We start from the raw sequence: 19,727 nt of genomic DNA on the forward strand, positions 1-19,727 counted from the left end.
CTCCCATTCTGACGCTCGAAAACCGGAAGCAGCGATCGCGTCTTCACCGAGTTCATTCAGAATTCATCGAAGATGAATGAGTTCTCTCGTTGTCCAGGTGTGCGATGAAGGGGGGATCCCTGTAGAATCTGGACGTCGATCCCCCTGAAAATCTTGGGGGGAACTTGCCCGTGACAGGTTTTCTGTTTGCTCAGGAATTCCTCTGTTTCGCTGCTGATCACTCTCCCTCCGGGAAACCGAGAATGTTGTCGATGAATCATCGCTCGCCGTTGGCTGCTGTCCTGGCACTCCTCTTACTGGCGATCTCACCGCTGGTGCTGATTTCGGGGTGCTCTGATAAGAAGGATGACGCTGCCGCCGCCAAAACGGATCAGAAGCCCGACGAGGCCAAAAAAGAGGGCGGGTTCATCGGTCGCGAGAACGTGACGACCTTCGACGGGAAATGGATGCTGGTACTGACCGAGCAGCGCAAGGATTACATCGTCGCCCTGTTGAACATCGACCCCAAGGCAACGCCCCCCGTCACGATTCTCGAAGACACGTCAATTCTTAAAGACCTGTCGATCAAGTCCTCGGTCATTGAAGACAAAACCATCACCCTGGAATTGTCGAGCCAGGGGCCAAACGGCCAGCCACAAATCGGAGTGGTGCGTGGAACATTGAAAGAGGGCGTCATTTTTGGCTCGTTCACCTTCAATGAAGTGGGGCTGGAAGCGGTACGAATTTTTCCGGTCGATATGGCCTCAGTGAAAGAACTGACCAATCCGATCCCTTCTCCCGGGGTGGATGCTTTTGATCAGGCCGTCAAAACCAAAGAGCCTATGGCGAATGTCTGGTATCTCTCGAAGAATAACCCCCAACTGCCAGCCTCATTGGATGGCTTTGCCGCCTTACTGGGGCAGATGTCCCGTTTGACCGACGTCAAATGGACGCCAGAAAAATTTGCTGAGCTGGAAAAAGATTATCTGCGGGTGGCTGAGTATTGGGGGCCAGAACAAGTGGCCCGTGCCCGTTTGAACATGGCAATGCAATTAACCATGCAACGCATGTTTCCTGAGTTGGCGATTGCTCAGTTTGAGGAAGCCGATAAGCTCAATGACACTCCCGCCCTCAAGCAGCAGTTGACGATGGCTCGCAAGGCACTCGATCTGCTACTGGCACTGGAGGCGATCAAAACAGAGGGGGAGGGGAGCGAAAAAGCTGCCACCCAACTGACGGATTTCCTGAAGCTGGAACCCTTCAATGCAGAAATCCTGATGGCTCTTGCGTCTTATAGCGAACGCAAAAAAGACGTGGAAGCAGCAAAAAAATATCTCTCATTGATCGTGGCATTACCTCAGATCGAATCCATGGTTCTGCGAATGCGATCTCAGGAAGGAACGCCTGCCGGTGAACCAGGCCCACGAGAAATGCTGGCCAAGCTTTGGAAAGAATCACATAACGGTTCTCTCGATGGTCTCGAAGCGCATTTGCGAGAAGTCTACAGTCAAGAACTGAACCAACTGAACGAAGACATCCGCAAGCTGATTCCTCCCGTGCCACTGGCCACAGGTCACCATGTCCCCCTGTTGGAATCTTTCACAGGGATCGGGTGTCCTCCTTGTCTGGCTGCCGAGTTGGCCACCGATGCGATTGGCGAAACCTACCCCGTTCCTGCGGTGGCAGTCATTCATTACCACATGCACATCCCCGTCCCTGATCCTTTAACAAATCAGGATGGTGAAGACCGATTCGCCTATTATCAGGCCCAGGCTGCTCCCACAGTGTTTGTTGATGGACTGCAGATTCCTGGAGTCGGTGGGATCCTTCAACATGTCGGGATGTCATACGCCCAGATGCGCGGCGTCATTGATACGGCTCTCAAGGAACAGGCCACCGTCAAGCTTTCCGCCCAGGCGAAGATCGAAAATGAAGAACTCTCGGTCAGCGTCGCGGCAGAGATGGAAAGCCTGCCCAAAGAGCAGGATTCACTCCGCCTGCGAATTGCTCTCGTAGAAAATGCCGTGTCCCTTCAGGCCCCCAATGGATTGCAAACGCAGCATTTTGTGGTTCGCCGCATGTTGGGAGGAGCGAAAGGCGTCGGAATCAAGAATGATGCGCTCAAGTATTCCACCACATTACCGATGGCAGATATCCGGCAGAGCCTGGTCGATGGTCTGGCTGAGTTCGAGCAGAATCGCGGTTTTCAGTTTTCCTCGCGACCCATGGATTTGCAGGGGCTGTCACTGGTTGTCTGGGTTCAGGATGATGTGAATCGTCGTGTGCTGGAATCGCTCATCATTCCTGTGGAAGGCAGCGGCGAAGCCAAACCCGCCCCGGTCTCGGCAACCAAAAAGCCAACAGCAGAACAGCCTGCAACAGATGCCAAGCCAACCGAACCAAAACCAACCGAACCAAAACCAGCCGAGCCAAAGCCAGCAGAACCAAAACCTGCAGAACCAAAGACAGAGGAAGCCAAGCCTGTTGACCCGAAGCCCGGCGAAGGGAATGCCGTGGAAGGCAAACCAGCGGAATCCAAAGCAGAGGCAACCACCCCAACGGATGAAAAGGGAACAGCACCGCAGCCTGCGGAAACCAACTCCGCTGAACCCAAGCCTGCTGAACCTGCGCCCGCCGTTTCTCCTTCAGTGGACAATTAGCTCTGCAGCCTCAGGTTCTCAAAAAATGCCGTCCTGACGAGTCTGTGTGATTGTGGGTTTCAATCCCACTTTCGCATTGATCGCATTCCCGGCATGTTCGATACTCTGGCTGTGCTCTTAGGTTGCGACATAAGAGCCTTCAAGTGTTGCTTCACCCGGCTCTTGACCGCCCACGGAAAGTCGTCATGCCTGCACTCCCTCTTCTTCCGGTTCGATCAAACCACCGATTTGCAACGGAGTTTGAAGGTCATGTCGTCAATCGCCGGCAGGCCATCGCCTGTCAAGGCTTGCGATGGAGTGTCATTGCCGCATTGCTGATGTTGCTCTCCGGCAATCAAACCCAGGCTCAGGAAAAAGACCGTCAACCAGTGGCGGTTGGTCAGCCGTTCTGTGTGATTCAAGTGGCCAGCATTGATCGGCTGGAAAAAGCCGCCGAGTACATTTCCACCAAGTTTCATGACCGTGCGGCTCTCGAAGAAAAGTTCAAGAAATGGCTGGATGAATGGAGCGAACCCGATGGTGCCGACCGCAATCGCCCTATTGGCATGATGTTGTTTCTTGGTGAGACCCTGCAGGACGAACCATGGTTTGTTCTGTCTTTTCCCGTGACAGATCCCGTGCTCTTTCTTAAAGGTCTGGGGAAAAGCAATCCCGACGCATCACCAGCCGCAAAGGTGCCCGGGAAGCCCGGTGTCTGGGAAATTTCGCCTGATTTGATTCCCGGAATCACGCATGCCATTGAGCGCCGTGACTCCTTACTGCTTTGTAATGAGAAGGTTCTGGATCGCCCCTACGAGACATTGCCCAGTTTTGATGATGTCTCTCGTGATGACGCCAAAGCCTTTGATCTCTCGATTTCGTTCCGGCTCTCTGAAATCCCTCCTGGCTTGCGCAGTATTCTGGGATTGGGAATCCGAGCCGGGATGGGACAAGCGGCCCAGCAGATTGGGGAAAAGGCCGACAGCGAGGATGAGACCCGAAATCCTGAACTGACCAGGCTTTTCAAGTCTGGTCTGCGAGTGATGTTAAATGGCTATGCCGCTGGCTTGGAAAAGCTGTTTGCAGATGGAGCGAGCCTGACCGTCGGTCTGCGGCTGGATCCCGAATTGGAGCTTCTGGAGCTTTCCATTCCCTGGATGGTGTCTCCCAATAGTGGAGCCGCCAAAATGATTGATAGCTGGCATGTGCCAGATGGCCGGTTATCAAAATTGATCAATGGCGTCGATCATCGCAGCCGCAGCACTTTTTCTTATTGGGGAATCAGGCTGGGAAAAACGATGTCTCCCCTGGGCGGGATTCTGGTGCGTGCGATGGAAGAAGGCGTCAAAGATCAGGTTCAGGATGTTGATCAACGCCAAGGCATTCTGAAGCACTTGAAGCCTGTGCAGGATCTGGTGCGAAGCCTCTTTAGCGGCAAGCCTTTTGAACTTTACTCTGAAATGGAGGCCATTCCTCAACGCGGTGAACGAGCCACGACCTCAGCTCAGTTCGAGGGGATCGGCCTGGTGGCGTTTCCTTTGCGTAAGAATTTCAGCGTAGAGATTGCTCCTCTACTGCAGCAATTGTCTGAGCTTCAGGTCAAAGATCGGCGAGTCATTGAGCGAGTCACGCTCAATGTTGAAACCTATCGCGGTTATCCCATTCACAAAATCGAAATGTATGTCGACGAAGAGGACCTTTCAAAAGCTCTGGCTGATATCCCCGGGTTTCCGAAGGTGGAACTGAACGATAAAGATGACACCGGTGAGGCACCAGCGAAAGCGGATGACGGAAAGGCTTCTGAATCAAAATCCGTATTGAAAGCGTTTTATGTCTGGTTCAGTGATGAACTGGTGTGGTACTCCACGCTTCCTCTGGACGCGACCAGGCAACGAATTTCTCATTTGCTGGAACGCGTTGATGGAGCGACGGATCCTCTGGCAGCCCGAACCAGAACGCCGTTTTATCTTTCCAGCATGAATCTGGCCGATCTGGCGCAGACACTTCTGAAGCCGCTCATGCCCGAGCATTTGTTGCCCATCGACCCCGCCGCTGGAGCACTGCAATCCTCTTTGCGACCGCTGGATCATGGTGTTGTTCTGACCTACCGGGCCGAGCAGGCCTGGATTCGCTGGATTGCCCTGAGTATTGAGCAGGGACTTCAAGGGATCGACACCAAAGAACTGGAAGATTAAGCCTCTCTCAGGCTTCTGGTACAGTGTTGATGAACAGCAGGCTATGCGGCTTCGCTGCCACAGATTGTTATCTTTGAGTAGATCCCCCGGGTGCGTTCTCCATGTCGATTGATCCTGCGAAAAGCTCCACAACATCGCCGCGCCGATTGTCGCACTCACGAAGTGAAGCGGTCTTCGCTGCGGCTTGTCAGTTGATACCCGGTGGTGTGAACAGCCCGGCTCGCGCCTTCGGTGGCGTGGGAGGGACACCAGTGGTCATGGAACGGGGAGAAGGAGCTTATCTTTACGATATTGATGGCAACCGTTACCTGGACTACATCGGTTCATGGGGGCCACATCTTCTGGGGCATCGGCATCCGCGCGTGACGGCCGCCATTCATGAGGCTGTCGATCGCGGCACCAGCTTCGGTGCTCCCTGCGAAGCCGAAAATGAACTCGCCAAACTGATCATCGATGCGGTTCCGTCGATTGAAATGGTGCGGATGACCAATTCAGGGACCGAAGCCACCATGTCAGCCATTCGGGTGGCGCGTGGTTACACCAAACGGAACGGCTTGATCAAATTCGCCGGTTGCTACCACGGCCATGTCGACAGCCTGCTGGTCTCCGCCGGCAGCGGTGCTTTAACGCATGGCGTCCCTTCCAGCCCCGGCATCCCGACCAGTGTGACCAGTGAAACGACTGTTCTGGAATACAATGACTGTGAAGGGTTGCGAGCCGCTTTCCATAGCCAACCCGATCATTATGCCGCCGTCATTCTCGAACCCGTGGTCGGCAATATGGGGCTTGTCATCCCTTCCCGTGAGTTTCTCAGCACGTTAAGAGACCTCTGCACCCAGCACGGTACGATCCTGATTTTTGATGAAGTGATGACGGGTTTTCGCTTGTCTTATGGCGGTGCCCAGGAGCTGTTCGGGATCATTCCCGATATGACCACGCTGGGAAAAATCATTGGTGGTGGCATGCCTGTGGGGGCCTATGGCGGACGAACCGACATCATGCAGCAGGTCTCCCCGGTGGGGCCGGTGTATCAGGCGGGGACACTTTCAGGGAACCCCGTGGCAATGGCCAGCGGCATTGCCACGCTGACCACTCTGCGCGATGAAAATCCTTATCCGCGATTAGCCAGCCATACGGCGCGATTGGCAGCGGGGTTGCGAGAATTGGCCATTAAGGCCCGTATTTCTCATACCTGTCCGCATGTGGGGAGCATGATCACGCTCTTCTTTAATCCCGATCCCGTAACCGGCTATAAGGTGGCCAAAAATAGCGATACGAAGCTCTACGCCCGCTTCTTCCACGGCATGCTCGACCGAGGGATTTATCTCGCTTGCAGCCAATTCGAGTCGCACTTTGTTTCTGCCGTGCATACGGAGGAGCATTTGCGAGACACGTTATCAGCCGCAGAAGACACGCTGGCCGAGATGGCTCAAATGAAGTCATAAGCCCTCAAAAGCCAGTAGACAGCGATGATTCCGAGGTCGCGCTCGCTGACCAGAATCACTGAAATTTCAGTGATTCTGCGATGAAAATCGGCCCGCAGCCTGATGGCAGGTCAGGGAGTGTTGACCCGCAAGAGGTCATTTTTTGCGTAAAAATCCCTCTTCAAATATCGCAGTTTGAAAACTTGGGCTTGTCGCAGATAGCATCTCAGCGATAATTGGGAAGAACACTTCATAATCGGCCTCATATGACGACATCTGCGAATTGCTGTGGACTTTTCCTGGCAGGGAGGCATGATGATTGGGTACCGTGCTGGTGAGATTCTGCGGAAAGGCTTCAAAAAAAGAAGCTCGATATTCCGATGCGATCCTTACGGCTGATTTGACGGAGAGACTTGCTGCCCCAATGTCAGGGCGTCTCTTTGGATCGAATTTGCTGAGCCGGCAACCGTCGTAAGTTTGCCTGGTTCAAAAAGAACAGACTCGAGCTTCTGCGTTGGCCATGACTGCGATAAAGCCTGAACGATGGTGCCAGCCAAGGCATCAATGACACGCGAGATTCCTGCCAAAGTTTTAGATCATCCCCTGATAAAACGTGAAGGCGCCACGGGCCATCCCCGCGCCATTGGTTGAATCGCTCTTTTCCACTCATATCGCAAGCGTTGACCTGCTGCTGGTTAGTCTTTGAGATTCTTGCTGCCGGGTTCATGCCGCAAGAGTTCACGAGCAATCGGTATTGAACTCAGTAGTGAACAGGGTGCTGGATCTTTCCTTGCCTGCTCATGATGCGGGTCGGCGTTTTTTGTAATCGCTCGTATCTATTGATGCTTGAGGGCGCTTGGCCCGTTCCATGCTGCGCGGCAATCTTGCTATATAAAACCTTGTACGATGCAGAAAAATAAACACTCTTTGAATGATCAACTCAAGACGGCTGTTCTGTCATTTTGAGGGAACTGAAAAGGCTGATGAGAGGTCTAAATACCACAAGAATCTCTTCACAGGCGAAAAAGTCATGTGTCATTAACAACGTTGTGATTTGAGAAATGTCACGATCAAAAGTGATATCAAAGCCGAAGGATGCCCCGGAAATCGAATTTTTTGTATTTCCTATCGTACAACCGGTGGCTCGGAGAGATGAGAGAGAACGGAATCTTCACGAAGGAGTGTAACAATGGTCACAGGACGCGATCTGCTGGATAAGTTTTCTGCTCGTCAGAGCGCGGATGCCTTCTGGCAAGAGCACTGGCAAGGCTCGTTCTCCGAATATCTGGATATTGTCCGCGAGAACCCCGGCGTCGTGCGTTCCGCTCATCAGCGGATGTATGACATGGTGACGTCGTATGGCTCTTATTATGTCGATGAAGGGCGTCGTGATGGAATCAAACGATTCGCGTTCTTTGACGATCCGGATAACGGTGGCCGGGATGCCATTTTTGGCCTGACGGAAGAACTTTCCCAGCTGGTTTCAGTCTTTCGAAGTGCCGCTTTGAAATATGGCAGCGAACGCCGCGTCCTGTTGCTCCATGGGCCTGTCGGGAGTTCAAAATCAACGATCGCCAGGCTGCTGAAAAAAGGGGTCGAACGCTATTCCCTCAAGCCGGAAGGGGCTGTCTATACATTTGGATGGAAAGAAAAAGATGGCTCGATCACCTGGGATCCCATGAATGGCGAACCTTTACAACTGGTTCCTCAAGCGTTTCGGCAAGAACTCTTTGACCAGTTAAATTCTGAGTCCGATGCTGTTTACCCGATCGAGATTAAAGGGGATGTCTGCCCGCTTTCCCGGTTCTATTTCCGCGAAAGGTTGGCTGAAGAAAACGGCGATTGGACCAAGGTGCTGGAGTCGATCGTCGTCAAGAGATTCTTTCTCTCCGAGGCCGATCGGATTGGGATCGGTACATTTCAGCCTAAAGATGAAAAAAATCAGGATTCCACCGAACTGACCGGAGATATTAACTACCGCAAGATTGCCGAGTATGGGAGTGAATCCGATCCGCGGGCGTTCAATTTTGATGGAGAATTTAATGTCGCCAATCGCGGCATGATCGAGTTCATCGAAGTTTTAAAGCTGGATGTTGCTTTTCTCTACGACCTGCTGGGCGCGTCGCAGGAACACAAGATCAAGCCCAAAAAGTTTGCCCAGACAGATATCGACACGGTCATCATCGGGCACACGAATGAACCGGAATATCGGAAACTTCAATCGAATGAATTCATGGAGGCGTTGCGAGATCGTACCGTTAAGATTGATATCCCTTACGTCACGAAATTGACGCAGGAACTCTCGATCTATGAAAAAGATTACAACAGCCGGCGAGTTCGTGGTAAACACATTGCTCCCCACACGCTTGAAGTGGCCGCGATCTGGGCCGTATTAACACGTCTGGAAGAACCGAAGCATCACGGGCTGACCCTCCTGCAGAAATTGAAACTCTATAACGGAAAATCATTACCCGGCTTCACCATGGACAACGTGGAGCAGCTTCGTAAAGAAGCGAAACACGAAGGAATGGAAGGGATTTCTCCTCGATATGTTCAAGATAAAATTTCAAATGCTCTGGTGAATAATGCCGACGCCACCAGCATCAACCCGTTCATGATGCTCAATGAATTGGAGGGAGGATTAAAACACCACTCGCTGATTCCCAATGAGGACACACGGGATGCCTATCGGCGGCTGATCTCGATTGTGAAAGAAGAGTATACCGACGTTGTGAAGAACGAAGTCCAGCGTGCTATTGCTGCTGATGATGAAGCCCTCACGCGATTGTGCGGTAACTATATTGACAATGTGAAGGCCTATACTCAGCGTGAGCGTGTCAGAAACAAGTTTACCGGGCAGGACGAGCAGCCCGATGAACGCCTGATGCGGTCGATTGAAGAACGAATTGATATTCCGGAAACTCGGAAGGATGACTTCCGCCGGGAGATTATGAACTACATTGGGGCATTGGCTCTGGATGGAAAACGATTTGATTACAAGACCAACGAACGACTGCATAAAGCCCTGGAGATGAAACTCTTTGAGGATCAGAAGGATACGATCAAGTTGACGAGTCTGGTCTCGAACGTGGTCGATAAAGACACACAAGAGAAAATCGATATTGTCAAAGGACGCCTCATCCGGGACTTTGGATATAACGATGAATCGGCTCACGATGTCTTGCAGTATGTCGCCAGTATCTTTGCTCGCGGTGACGCAAAACGGGATTGATGGTGAGATGTTTTCTCTCATTGGTTCACGCCGTCCTGGCTGTGCCCGCTTCGGGAACAGTCACGACGAACCAATGAGAGATGATAAAAAAGAAAGGGCAAAACAGAGATTTTTCCAATTGGCAGGGCGGCGCCCCACTCTGGTAGGCTAAGAATTCTCAGCTTCCGCTGGACTGCACCGCGGCCATGAATTGAAACGTTCAGGATCGGTATCACATGTCGACTGTGACAAACATCACCACTGGGGAAACTCAGACTCCCCGTTCGCGCAAGGGCGATCCGACGTGGGAACTCGTGGATCAATTTCCCCTCCAGGGGCATTGGACGGAACACTCTTACCTGGCTATCAACAGCAATCGTCTGATCGAGCTTGTCGACGGGGTTCTGGAGTTTCCGCCGATGCCAACATGGTCACACCAGCGAATTCTCGCATTTCTTTTCGATGCAATTCGCCTCCATTTGAGATCGTTTCAAATACCAGGTGACGCGGTCGTAGCCCCAGTTCCAGTCCGAATCACCGAACACAGTTATCGCGAACCCGATTTGGTTTATGTATCAAAAGATCGACTAGAGAAAAATCACAAATACCCTGAAGGGGCCGATCTGGTCATGGAGGTTGTCAGTGGCTCGCCTTCTGATCGTGACCGTGACTATCTCGACAAGCGGAAAGATTACGCGATTGCCGGCATCCCTGAATACTGGATTGTCGATCCTGATGAATCCCGTATCACGATCCTCACGCTTTCTGATAAATCCACTGATTACGAACTTTGGGGCGAGTTTCATCCAGGGACCATCGCTAAGTCCCGATTACTGCCCGGCTTTCAGATCGATACCACGGCTTGCTTCGCGGCAGGTCAACTCACGACTAACGCGGATGAGTCCCGCCAGTGACTGGCATGAGGCCATACAATGACCAGACCCATTGATATTGATACGCAACGATTTAAAGAGATCGTCCGGGGGAAGGTTCGTGAGGGGTTAAAGAAATATATCACTCAAGGCGAAATCCTGGGGCGGCAAGGGCGCGAAGTCGTCAGCATCCCGATCCCCAATCTTGATATCCCGCGCTTTCGCCATGGGAATAAAGGCTCTGGCGGTGTGGGTCAAGGCGAAGGGGAAGCGGGGCAGCCCATTGGCAAAGGTGGGGATCAGGAAGGAGGACTCGCTCAACCTGGCGATAATGAAGGGCAGCACATTCGTGAAGCGGAACTCACGCTGGATGAACTCGCCGATATGCTCGGCAGCGAGTTGGAACTTCCCCACATCACCCCTAAAGGGGACAGCACGCTCAAGACAAAAAAACTTCGCTATAACAGCATTCGGCAGACCGGGCCGAAATCGCTCCGGCATTTCAAACGGACTTATAAACGGGCGCTGCGACGACTCATTGCTACGGGCGGTTATGACCCTAAGACTCCCGTTGTCATCCCCACTCATGAAGATGAACGCTTTCGTTCTTCGTCGGAAGTCGTACTCCCGCACGCCAATGCGGCTGTCGTCTATATGATGGATGTTTCGGGATCGATGACGGACGATCAGAAACAGATCGTTCGGACGGAATCATTCTGGATCGATACCTGGCTGCGCAGCCAATATGACGGTTTACAACGTCGCTATATTGTTCATGACGCTGTTGCTCATGAAGTCGACGAAGACACCTTCTATCGGACGCGGGAAAGTGGCGGGACGCGAATTTCTTCAGCCTACAACATGGCTCAGAAGATTATCGAACGTGATTTCCCCCCTGTGGACTGGAATATCTATTGCTTTCAATTTAGTGATGGTGACAACTGGGGTGAAGACAACACGCTCTGCATGCAAAAGCTCCAGCAAGACCTCATCCCCGTCTGCAATCTCTTCTGTTATGGGCAGGTCGAAAGTCCTTATGGGACAGGTGACTATCTTCGTGAACTCAAAAAAATCGTGCCCCGGTTTGACAATTTAATACTTTCTGAAATCAAGAATCGCGAAGGGATCTACGACTCGATCAAGACGTTCCTGGGAAAAGGGAAGTAAGCATTTCACAAAAAATGCCTTTAACTTCTGCCTCGTTGAATCATGAATGAAATAACAGGCGGCTGATTCACAAGATTGCCAAGAGTGAAGGAATCCCATGGCCACGTCGATCTCGACTCATCGCCAGTTGCCGGCCGAATTGCGGGACGTTCAACTCAGGACGGAAGAATTCGCGCGAGGATATGGCCTAGATTTTTTCGAGACGATCTTTGAAGTTCTCGACCTGGAAGAACTCTGTATGTTTGCCGCCTACGGGGGATTTCCCACGCGATATCCTCACTGGAGATTCGGGGCTGAGTATGACGAACTGATCAAGACACATATGTACGGCTTGCAGCGGATTTACGAAATGGTCATTAACAATGACCCCTGCTATGCCTATCTGCTGAACACCAACATGATGATTGACCAGAAACTGGTCATCGCCCATGTTTATGGCCATTGCGACTTCTTTAAGAACAACGCTTTCTTTTCGCAGACAAATCGCAAGATGCTGAACCAGATGGCCAATCATGGGGCACGGATCAGCCGCTACATTGATCGTCATGGCTACGAGCCTGTCGAACAGTTCATTGATGCCTGCCTGTCACTGGAAGATCTGATTGATCCACACTCAGTACATATCAAGCGTGCTCCAGAAATTTCTGCGATGCCTCATGCCGCCCTCTTGCGAGACGAAGATTTCGAGTATTTAGCGACGGAAGGTAAGTTTCCCTCCAAAGGCTATATGGAGCAGTTCATTAATCCCCCTGAGGTGCTGGAACGTGAGGCGAAAGAACGGAAAGACCGGGAAGTCGAACGAGTCAAAAAACGTTCTTTCCCGGAGCAACCTCAACGGGACGTGCTTCAATTTCTTCTGCAACATGCGCCACTGCGAGACTGGCAGCATGATGTGCTATCAATGATCCGGGATGAAGCCTATTATTTTGCCCCGCAAGGGCAGACAAAAATCATGAATGAAGGCTGGGCCAGTTACTGGCATACCTTCCTGATGACCCGCCATGGGTTAAACGATTCGGAAGTCATTGATTATGCCGACCATCACAGCGGCACCGTAGCCATGACACCTCAGCGGCTTAATCCCTATAAAGTCGGTATTGAACTGTTTCGAAATATCGAAGAGCGCTGGAACAACGGTCAATTCGGAGCGGAGTACGAGAACTGTACCGATATGAAAGAAAAGGCTCGCTGGAAACGCGATGTGGGCCTGGGGCGAGAGAAGATTTTTGAAGTCCGCCGAATTCACAATGACATCACATTTATCGACGAATTCCTGACCCCTGAATTCTGTGCCCAGCACAAGATGTTTTCGTTTGCCTACAACCCTTCAGCGGATCAATATGAAATCGCCTCTCGAGAGTTTGCTCAGATTAAATCACAGTTATTAAACAGCCTGACGAATCATGGGCGACCATTCATCTATGTCGTGGATGGCAACTATCGAAACCGGGGCGAGCTTTATTTGCAGCATCAGTTCCAGGGGATGGAACTCAAGCAGGATCATGCAAGAGACACACTGACAAGCCTGCACAAGCTCTGGGCCAGGCCGGTACATATTGAAACGATGATCGACGACAAACTCTCAGTCATTTCATTCGATGGCCAGACCCATCAGACAAAAGCGGCATAGACGCGGCACACTGCGGATCAGAATTCACCAACGATTTCTGCCCAACTGACGGAAAGAGTTCCGGAGTGTCTCCGTGCAATGAGCTGGGCCTGGCCGGGAGTCATAGAGACATGCTCAAAGCCGCAAGCAGGGCACACAGAGCGCTACTTCAAATTGAAATGCGTATGAGTAAAAAAAGCCCCCGCCCTCTGGTCAATGAAAAACCAGGGGCGGGGGCTTGTTGATTTTAAGGGGAAATCGCGATTTATTGTCCGGGAATCCAGAGGCCACCGCCTGATGCCGGGGCGGCCGTGGGTTGATCTGGTGTCCATAGCCCGCCTGCAGAGGGAGCAGCAGAAGTGACCAGTCCCGAGGCGGTCATTCCTGGAAGAGGTCGTCCTGACATGGTGGAGACGGTCTCAAGGAATTCTCGCAGTTGTGGCAGCTTGGGCAGGTAATAGCTCACAAACTTGGTGACCAGCTCGTCGTAACCGGAAACTTCGGGAGCCATGGCGCGCAGGTTGAGTTCGTACATATCGTGCTGCAGATTGAATGAGAACTCTGTCGCTCCTTCAGGAACTGGCAGCTTGCGTTCTTCACCAATCCAATGGAGTGCTCCTTCAAAGTTATTACGAAGGATCTCCATTTCACCGAGAGAACGATACAGCTTGACGCGATCCACTTTAGTCAGTGGGTCTGGCCGGCGGGTGATTTCCAGCTCGACTTCATAGAGGAATTGAGGATGCTGGATGAGTAATGCCCGGTTGAAAGCCAGTTTCAGTTGGTCGTCTGACAGCTTGGTCACGGGGAGCCGCTGGAAGTCGATCACTGACAGATTAGAGAGGGGAGAATCAGCAGTCACTTCCAGCTGAGGGAGTGGTTCGACTCCTAATTCTGCAAAGACTTTGTTGATATCCAGCAGTTTGCGAACCTGGGCTGCAAAAGCATCCAGAACAAAAATCGCAGCGGTGACAGGAATGTTCAACGCCGGATCTTTGGCGGCTTCCCGCGGTGATTTTCCACTCAGTCCCACGGCGGGAGAATCGGCCCATTTATGGTCGAGCTTCCATTGGAACAGATTCTGATCCAGCTCACGCACTTGAGTTGGAGTGAGCCGCTTGGGGAAGTAATGCTGGCGTTGCATTTCAACCCACTGATCAGGAACGCCGGCGACCGGCGCGACAGGCTCATCAGAGGCCTTGATCAGATCGCCTGCGAGCGATGTCAGTAATTGAGAAGCTGTCTCCATATCGTGGCCGGCATAGCTGACCAGCCCGACGATTGCTGGAGAAGAACCATCCGCAGCAGCATCAAAAATATGAATTTCGCCCATCGATGCGGGAAGCTGCTCGGGGGTAGGAATCCCCTGGCTATCCGAAACGTCTTTGAGGCTGCGGTCATAGATCTGATAGATCGCAACCGGTGGGACTTGCAGTTGGGAAAGGTCGCGTTCTTCACGGTCCAGGCGGTCATGCTGGTCGAGAGCTGTCAGCAGGCGTGAGACTGAAGTGGTCTCGAATTGCTGGCGCACCAGATTCGGTTCATCGGAATTGGCGCTGATCTGTAGCAGTTGAGCGAGGGTCTCACATTCGACCGCTTTCGGGCGATCGGCATAGAGCCTGGCGGCTTGATAAAAACCAGCGGCAGCTTCGGCTTCATTCCCATCCCAGGCTCGGCACAAAGCTGCTGCATGTGCAACGCTGGCCGATTCGGGGAGTTGGCGGGAAAGAGCGGTCAGAGTGTCGGCAGCCGCTTCAAAGCAGCCGATGTGTACGAACTTCTGGCCTTTTTTATATTCCTTTTCGTGGTCTTCCGTCCCCGAGAATTCCGGGAGATGATGGGCACCACGTAGCGGCCAGGGGATCTGAGGATTGTTGTCAATCTGAAGCAGGCGAACGAACACATCCTGTCGCTCTTCTTCCGAAGCGAGCCGGAGAGCCAGTGACATGGCTTCCCGTGTGGCCATCCAGGCGCTGCGCGACATCATGACCGTGGCGATACCAATCGCCAAATGGCTGCACATGGCAGGATACTTGCGAGTGCAGCGGAAAAATGCCTTTTGAATGATTTTTCGAGAAGGCTCGTAGCTATCTGTTGCCAATGAGGCCATGGCGTACAGGCAGAACCCATAGTCATTATCAGTGTGCGTTTCGAGCAGAGTTTTCAGCTCGTCGCGAGCCAGATCCGGACGCTCCATCTGGAGGTGGATCGTTGACTTGGTTGTGATCACCCAGGCATGGCTGGAGGTGTCTGCGGCCACCTTCTTATCGATGGTTTCCAAAGCCTGAATTGCCGGACGGAACTGACCGTCTGAGATCAGACGATCGACCCGGGCCATTTCGTCGGCAATTGATGCACAGCAGAACTTGAGCTTCTTCCCGCTCCCACAGGGGCACGGCTGGTAGAGGTCAGTCGACATGTTTTTTCCTTCCTTGTCGCTCATCGAGTTTCCAGATTGGTGGTCTCGATCAGCAGAGAGTCATGTGTCGGTATGTCTATGGGGTCGCCGGCTGGCGTCAGTCAGATTTGTTTGTTGTTAAGAATGTATGAGCGAATGATCATCAACGATTTCAGTGAGAAGATTATCAGGAGCAGCCCTTGCGTTGACTTTTGTCAGTTGGCCCCTGGTGTCAGGGAACCGGCTGTTTTTTCTTTGCTGTTTTCGCTTGAAAGTGGGAATGAACGCAGGGGGAGGATTCTGGTGATTATCTGCTGATCAGTCGAGAAGGCTCGGTCACGCAGATTTGCCATAACGCATGGCACAATCAACCGAGTCTATCAGGACGCCAGAAAACTTCCTATGGAAAGAGCGTATCTTCAAATCCCGTGGCCTGTTAAGAGCGGTTTGCATCATGGGTGCTTTTGATCGCCCTTTGGCTGGCACAGGCGGACTTCACTGAAATTTCGCGTGTTGATGGAATGCCTCCTCACGGAATTATCGTGAATTTCGGTATTTCCGGAGGCTTAGGTGGGGTGATGAGTCTTGAAAGATCTGGCAACTTTGGTGAAGATCTTTCCATCTCGGGTTTCCTGCACGTTTTTCTTGGTCTCAACACTCGCCACAGCGTTGAACCCAGGGATGCTCGTCTTCATTTCATTGGGCTGATGAAAGAAGGACGGCGATCATGGTTGACTGGTCAGGCGATTCCTCGTCATTTGAAGGAGATTCCGGCGATTGGGCATTTGAACCTGATCCTGCCGACGGCGGTGCTATCCCTAACGACGAGATGAGCGAAGAGCAGAGACGAATCGACTCTGATCTGGCCGTGATTCGGCAAGCGATTCTGGCAGGGGATCTGGACGCTGCGGAAGAATTCATTGGTGGCCTCTGCAATGACGAACTGGCGCCACGAGAATGCCTGGAACTGTTAGCGGTGATTTCTTTACGGCGTGGCGATGCCCGAGAAGCGATGGGCTATGCCTGCCAGCTTCAGGATTTTGCCAACGAACTGGCTTGTCACAGCACTCAATCCCGCGCGGCGAGCCTGATTGCCACCGTTTATCGGCATGTGGGTGACTTCACAAGTGCCCGTCGGTTTCAGCAACTCGCAATCCTCTCCAGCGAGACGTCAGACGCTTTTGATTTATCAAACCTTTCCCTCGATGCGCTGATCTCGGGGCGTCTTCCGCTGGCTGATCAGTTAGCACAAGCCGCCTTGAGTCTGGAGTCAGCCGACGAAAATTCTCCTGCTGTTCATCCCTCTGACGAAGCGGGCGCTGACTGGGGAACTTTGGCGCTGGTGGCGATGATGAATGGAGATGCCGATGAGACGTTTTCTCGTTTGAGGCTCGCCTGGCGACATCATCGAGCCGCTGGTGACCACATGGGGATGGGGCTGGATCACTTACACATGGCAACGCTCTGCCAGGTGCACGGCGAGCACCACCGTGCCAGGCGCCGCTTGAAAAAAGCTCTCCACCATTTTGAGCAAGGCCAAGCCATTCCGCAGCGGGACGAAGCGACTCAACGGCTTTCGCAACTCGAACAGATCATCGGGCGTATTGAACATCGCCCCGAATGGAACTGATACGAAGTAAATTGAGTCTCTATTACCCTTTGAAATCACGCGATGAGGCGCGATTTTAAAGGGTAATACACCTTCATTCCCATTATGAGGCCAACTCCGAAGTCAGAAAAGCAACGCCCTGGTGGTGATTACCGATTGGGGCGAGAGGTTTTCAGGCTGGCTTTATCGCCTTTGCCCCAGTTCATTGAGAACATTCTGGACAATCTGTGTGAGCTGATCTTCGCCCAACGGGATCATTGGGGAGGAAGCAGCCGAGGGAGAGGATTTTCCTTGAGCAGTGAGTTGTGAGTGACTGCTGGGTGGAGTCTGAGGGTCACAACCAGCATGCGGAGCGTCGGTAAATCCATGGCGGGCCAGCAGGCACTGGAGCGTGTCGGCAAGCTTGACGAGTTCTGACTGCTGTTCGGTCGTCAAAGGCTGGCGGCCAGAACCTGTGTCAAAGCCGCGTAGACGGACTCCCAGACGAAAACCATCAGGGAATTCAGCCGATTGGATCATGGCGTCAAAGAGTGTGACCAGTTCGTATTGAACGTCACGGGCCTCGTTGATCTTGCCAGCTTCACAAAGTTCAAAGAGTTGGCGGGTGATTTCGGGAACGACGCCTGAACTGGCATTTGTTCCACCATCGCAGCCAATCAGCAGCATGGGCATGAGAGCCGCATCCCAACCGGTCAGAAAGCTGAACTCGGGCCGGTGGGGGCGAATGGCCTGGATCATGCGAATCATATGCGGCAGGTCGCCGGATGAATCCTTGATGCCGACAACTTTCGGGCAATCCAAAGCCAATTTCTGGACGGTTGTAACATCGATCGGGCTGGCGAACAGAGGGATGTTATACAGCGTGACATCAATCGGTGTGTTGTCCGCGATTTCCTTGAAATAGGCATAAACCGCTCGCGGGCTGAGCTTGTAATAGAACGGGGCCACGATCGCGACGGCGGTGGCTCCCATGTCGTAATAGGCTTCACAGGCCCGGATTGTTTCACGGGTATTGGCCTCGGCTGCTCCCGCCAGCACAGGAACGCGGCCTTTCACCTGATCGAGAATGATCCGCATGATTTCCAGGCGTTCTTCCGCCGTAAAACGGAGGAATTCCCCGGTGGAACCATTGGGGTAGAGTCCATGAACCCCCTTGGCGATCAACCAATCGACGTACCGCCGCAACTCTTCTTCGTGGATACGCCCGTTGGCATCCAGCGGGACGATGTTCGGCGTGAGAATACCGCGGAGCTTGGTTGAAGAAGGACGGGCAATGGGCGACATGGGATGTTTCTTATCTGTGGTCTTAAGCGGTGTGCTCGCGGATGAGGCCTGCTGTTGCACGATCTGTCTGGCTTCGCATCGTCGGCATTTCACGGCTGAGGCAGGGGTTACCCCTCACAAGCAGGGAGAAAAACTCATTCTAGAACTGGTATTTTTAATAAACCGAAGCAACCATATCAAAGCATGCTTGTGTGTTTAGGCGCGGATTGGCGATACTGAGAGATCAATTCTTATTTGTCGTCGTTTTTGCTCTGTTCCGTTCTGCGATTCTGAATCATTTCAGCTATCTCTACAGTTATTCTCCTAATTTTGACTGGGGGTCACATGATGCCGATGCCAACTCGTTCTCGGGCTGCGTTCACTCTGATCGAACTTCTTGTGGTGATTGCGATTATCGCGATTTTGATTGCTTTGCTGCTGCCGGCTGTTCAACAGGCTCGGGAAGCGGCCCGCCGCACCCAGTGTCGGAATAACCTCAAGCAATTGGGGATTGCGATGCACAATTACCATGATGTTTTCAATACGCTGCCCCCCGCTTATGTGCAGGCAAGTGTGACAGACAACAAGGGGCATTGGGCCTGGTCGGCTTTCCTGTTGCCTTATATCGACCAGACGCCGCTGTTTAACACACTCAATGTGAATGGTCAGCTTCCCAGTCCAGCCATGCAGGCCAATCAACGGGCGATGCAGACCTTTCTTGCCGGTTTTGATTGTCCCTCCGACAACGGCCCGCAGGTACATGATACCGCTGTCGATGCAGGTTATGCGATCGAAGACAATGGCACCAACAATCGCGGTCTGCCACTCACCAATTATGTGGTCTCCAACAACACCTCATCTGTCCGGCAGGCGGGGGCACCCGGAACCGACGGTTCAGTGGCGGCCAGTGGAGCGTTCTATCGGAACAGTCGCATCAATTTTTCCAGCATCACAGACGGCAGCAGCAATACATTCCTGATCGGGGAACGGGCATGGCTCTCGGGAAGCACCCGCATGAGCGCAGGCACACTCTTCGCGGTACGTGATGGTGGCAATAACGTCGGGCCATTTGCAAATGACACGCCAGGCGCTGTCTGGAATCAGGGCTTGATGTCGATCGCTGGAACCACAAGGTGGGGGATCAACCCGGTGCTTTCTGCTGTCAGCGCTCCAGATTGTGCCAGCTACAGCAGCCAGCATACCGGCGGTGCCCATTTCCTGATGGGAGATGGGGCCGTTCGGTTCATCAGCCAGAACATCTTCAATATCGGTGAGTCGGCACCTCCCGCCACGATCAACAGCACGTTTGAAGCTCTCGCAGGTATTAGCGACGGGTATGTGATCGGCGAGTTTTAGCAGAT

The 19,727-nt window shown here is 52.7% G+C and carries 11 protein-coding genes; 9 read left to right on the forward strand and 2 right to left on the reverse strand.

Going from position 1 to position 19,727, the window contains the following annotated elements; translation table 11 throughout:
- Positions 1-251: 251 nt before the first annotated feature.
- The 7 genes from SH287x_RS01740 to SH287x_RS01770 all read left to right on the forward strand — a co-directional run bounded on the left by SH287x_RS01740 (position 252) and on the right by SH287x_RS01770 (position 13,117).
- Positions 252-2,639 carry a hypothetical protein gene (locus SH287x_RS01740; protein WP_479516718.1) on the forward strand — a complete coding sequence of 796 codons (2,388 nt, stop codon included), beginning with the start codon at positions 252-254 and terminating at the stop codon, positions 2,637-2,639.
- A 185-nt stretch (positions 2,640-2,824) separates the two neighbouring features.
- Positions 2,825-4,813 (forward strand): hypothetical protein, encoded by a 1,989-nt coding sequence (locus SH287x_RS01745; protein ID WP_479516719.1) that lies wholly within the window; start codon positions 2,825-2,827, stop codon positions 4,811-4,813.
- 101 nt (positions 4,814-4,914) lie between these two features.
- On the forward strand, positions 4,915-6,258 hold the full coding sequence (hemL, locus tag SH287x_RS01750) for a glutamate-1-semialdehyde 2,1-aminomutase (RefSeq protein WP_479516720.1): 1,344 nt from the start codon (positions 4,915-4,917) through the stop codon (positions 6,256-6,258).
- 1,168 nt (positions 6,259-7,426) lie between these two features.
- Positions 7,427-9,469, forward strand: a complete 2,043-nt coding sequence (locus SH287x_RS01755; RefSeq protein ID WP_479516721.1) for a PrkA family serine protein kinase — start codon at positions 7,427-7,429, stop codon at positions 9,467-9,469.
- A gap of 215 nt (positions 9,470-9,684) precedes the next feature.
- The gene (locus tag SH287x_RS01760; protein ID WP_479516722.1) at positions 9,685-10,362 is read left to right on the forward strand and encodes a Uma2 family endonuclease; all 678 of its coding nucleotides are present in this window, start codon (positions 9,685-9,687) and stop codon (positions 10,360-10,362) included.
- An 18-nt stretch (positions 10,363-10,380) separates the two neighbouring features.
- Positions 10,381-11,487, forward strand: a complete 1,107-nt coding sequence (locus tag SH287x_RS01765) for a DUF444 family protein (protein ID WP_479516723.1) — start codon at positions 10,381-10,383, stop codon at positions 11,485-11,487.
- A 97-nt stretch (positions 11,488-11,584) separates the two neighbouring features.
- Positions 11,585-13,117: a SpoVR family protein gene (locus SH287x_RS01770; protein ID WP_479516724.1), complete on the forward strand. Its 1,533-nt coding sequence runs from the start codon at positions 11,585-11,587 to the stop codon at positions 13,115-13,117.
- A 244-nt stretch (positions 13,118-13,361) separates the two neighbouring features.
- Here the strand turns inward: SH287x_RS01770 and SH287x_RS01775 are convergent, their stop codons facing one another.
- A complete protein-coding gene (locus tag SH287x_RS01775) occupies positions 13,362-15,515 on the reverse strand; it encodes an SEC-C domain-containing protein (protein WP_479516725.1) in 2,154 nt (717 codons plus the stop codon).
- Positions 15,516-16,221: 706 nt separating this feature from the next.
- Here SH287x_RS01775 and SH287x_RS01780 point away from each other — a divergent pair.
- On the forward strand, positions 16,222-17,124 hold the full coding sequence (locus tag SH287x_RS01780) for a hypothetical protein (RefSeq protein WP_479516726.1): 903 nt from the start codon (positions 16,222-16,224) through the stop codon (positions 17,122-17,124).
- Positions 17,125-17,286: 162 nt separating this feature from the next.
- Here SH287x_RS01780 and SH287x_RS01785 read toward each other — a convergent pair whose 3' ends face one another.
- Positions 17,287-18,387 carry a dihydrodipicolinate synthase family protein gene (locus SH287x_RS01785; RefSeq protein WP_479516727.1) on the reverse strand — a complete coding sequence of 367 codons (1,101 nt, stop codon included), beginning with the start codon at positions 18,385-18,387 and terminating at the stop codon, positions 17,287-17,289.
- A 333-nt stretch (positions 18,388-18,720) separates the two neighbouring features.
- Between SH287x_RS01785 and SH287x_RS01790 the strand changes: the two genes are divergently transcribed.
- Entirely contained in the window at positions 18,721-19,722 is a 1,002-nt protein-coding gene (locus SH287x_RS01790; RefSeq protein WP_479516728.1) for a DUF1559 domain-containing protein, read from the forward strand.
- Positions 19,723-19,727: the final 5 nt, after the last annotated feature.

The organism is Planctopirus sp. SH287, from assembly GCF_056500625.1.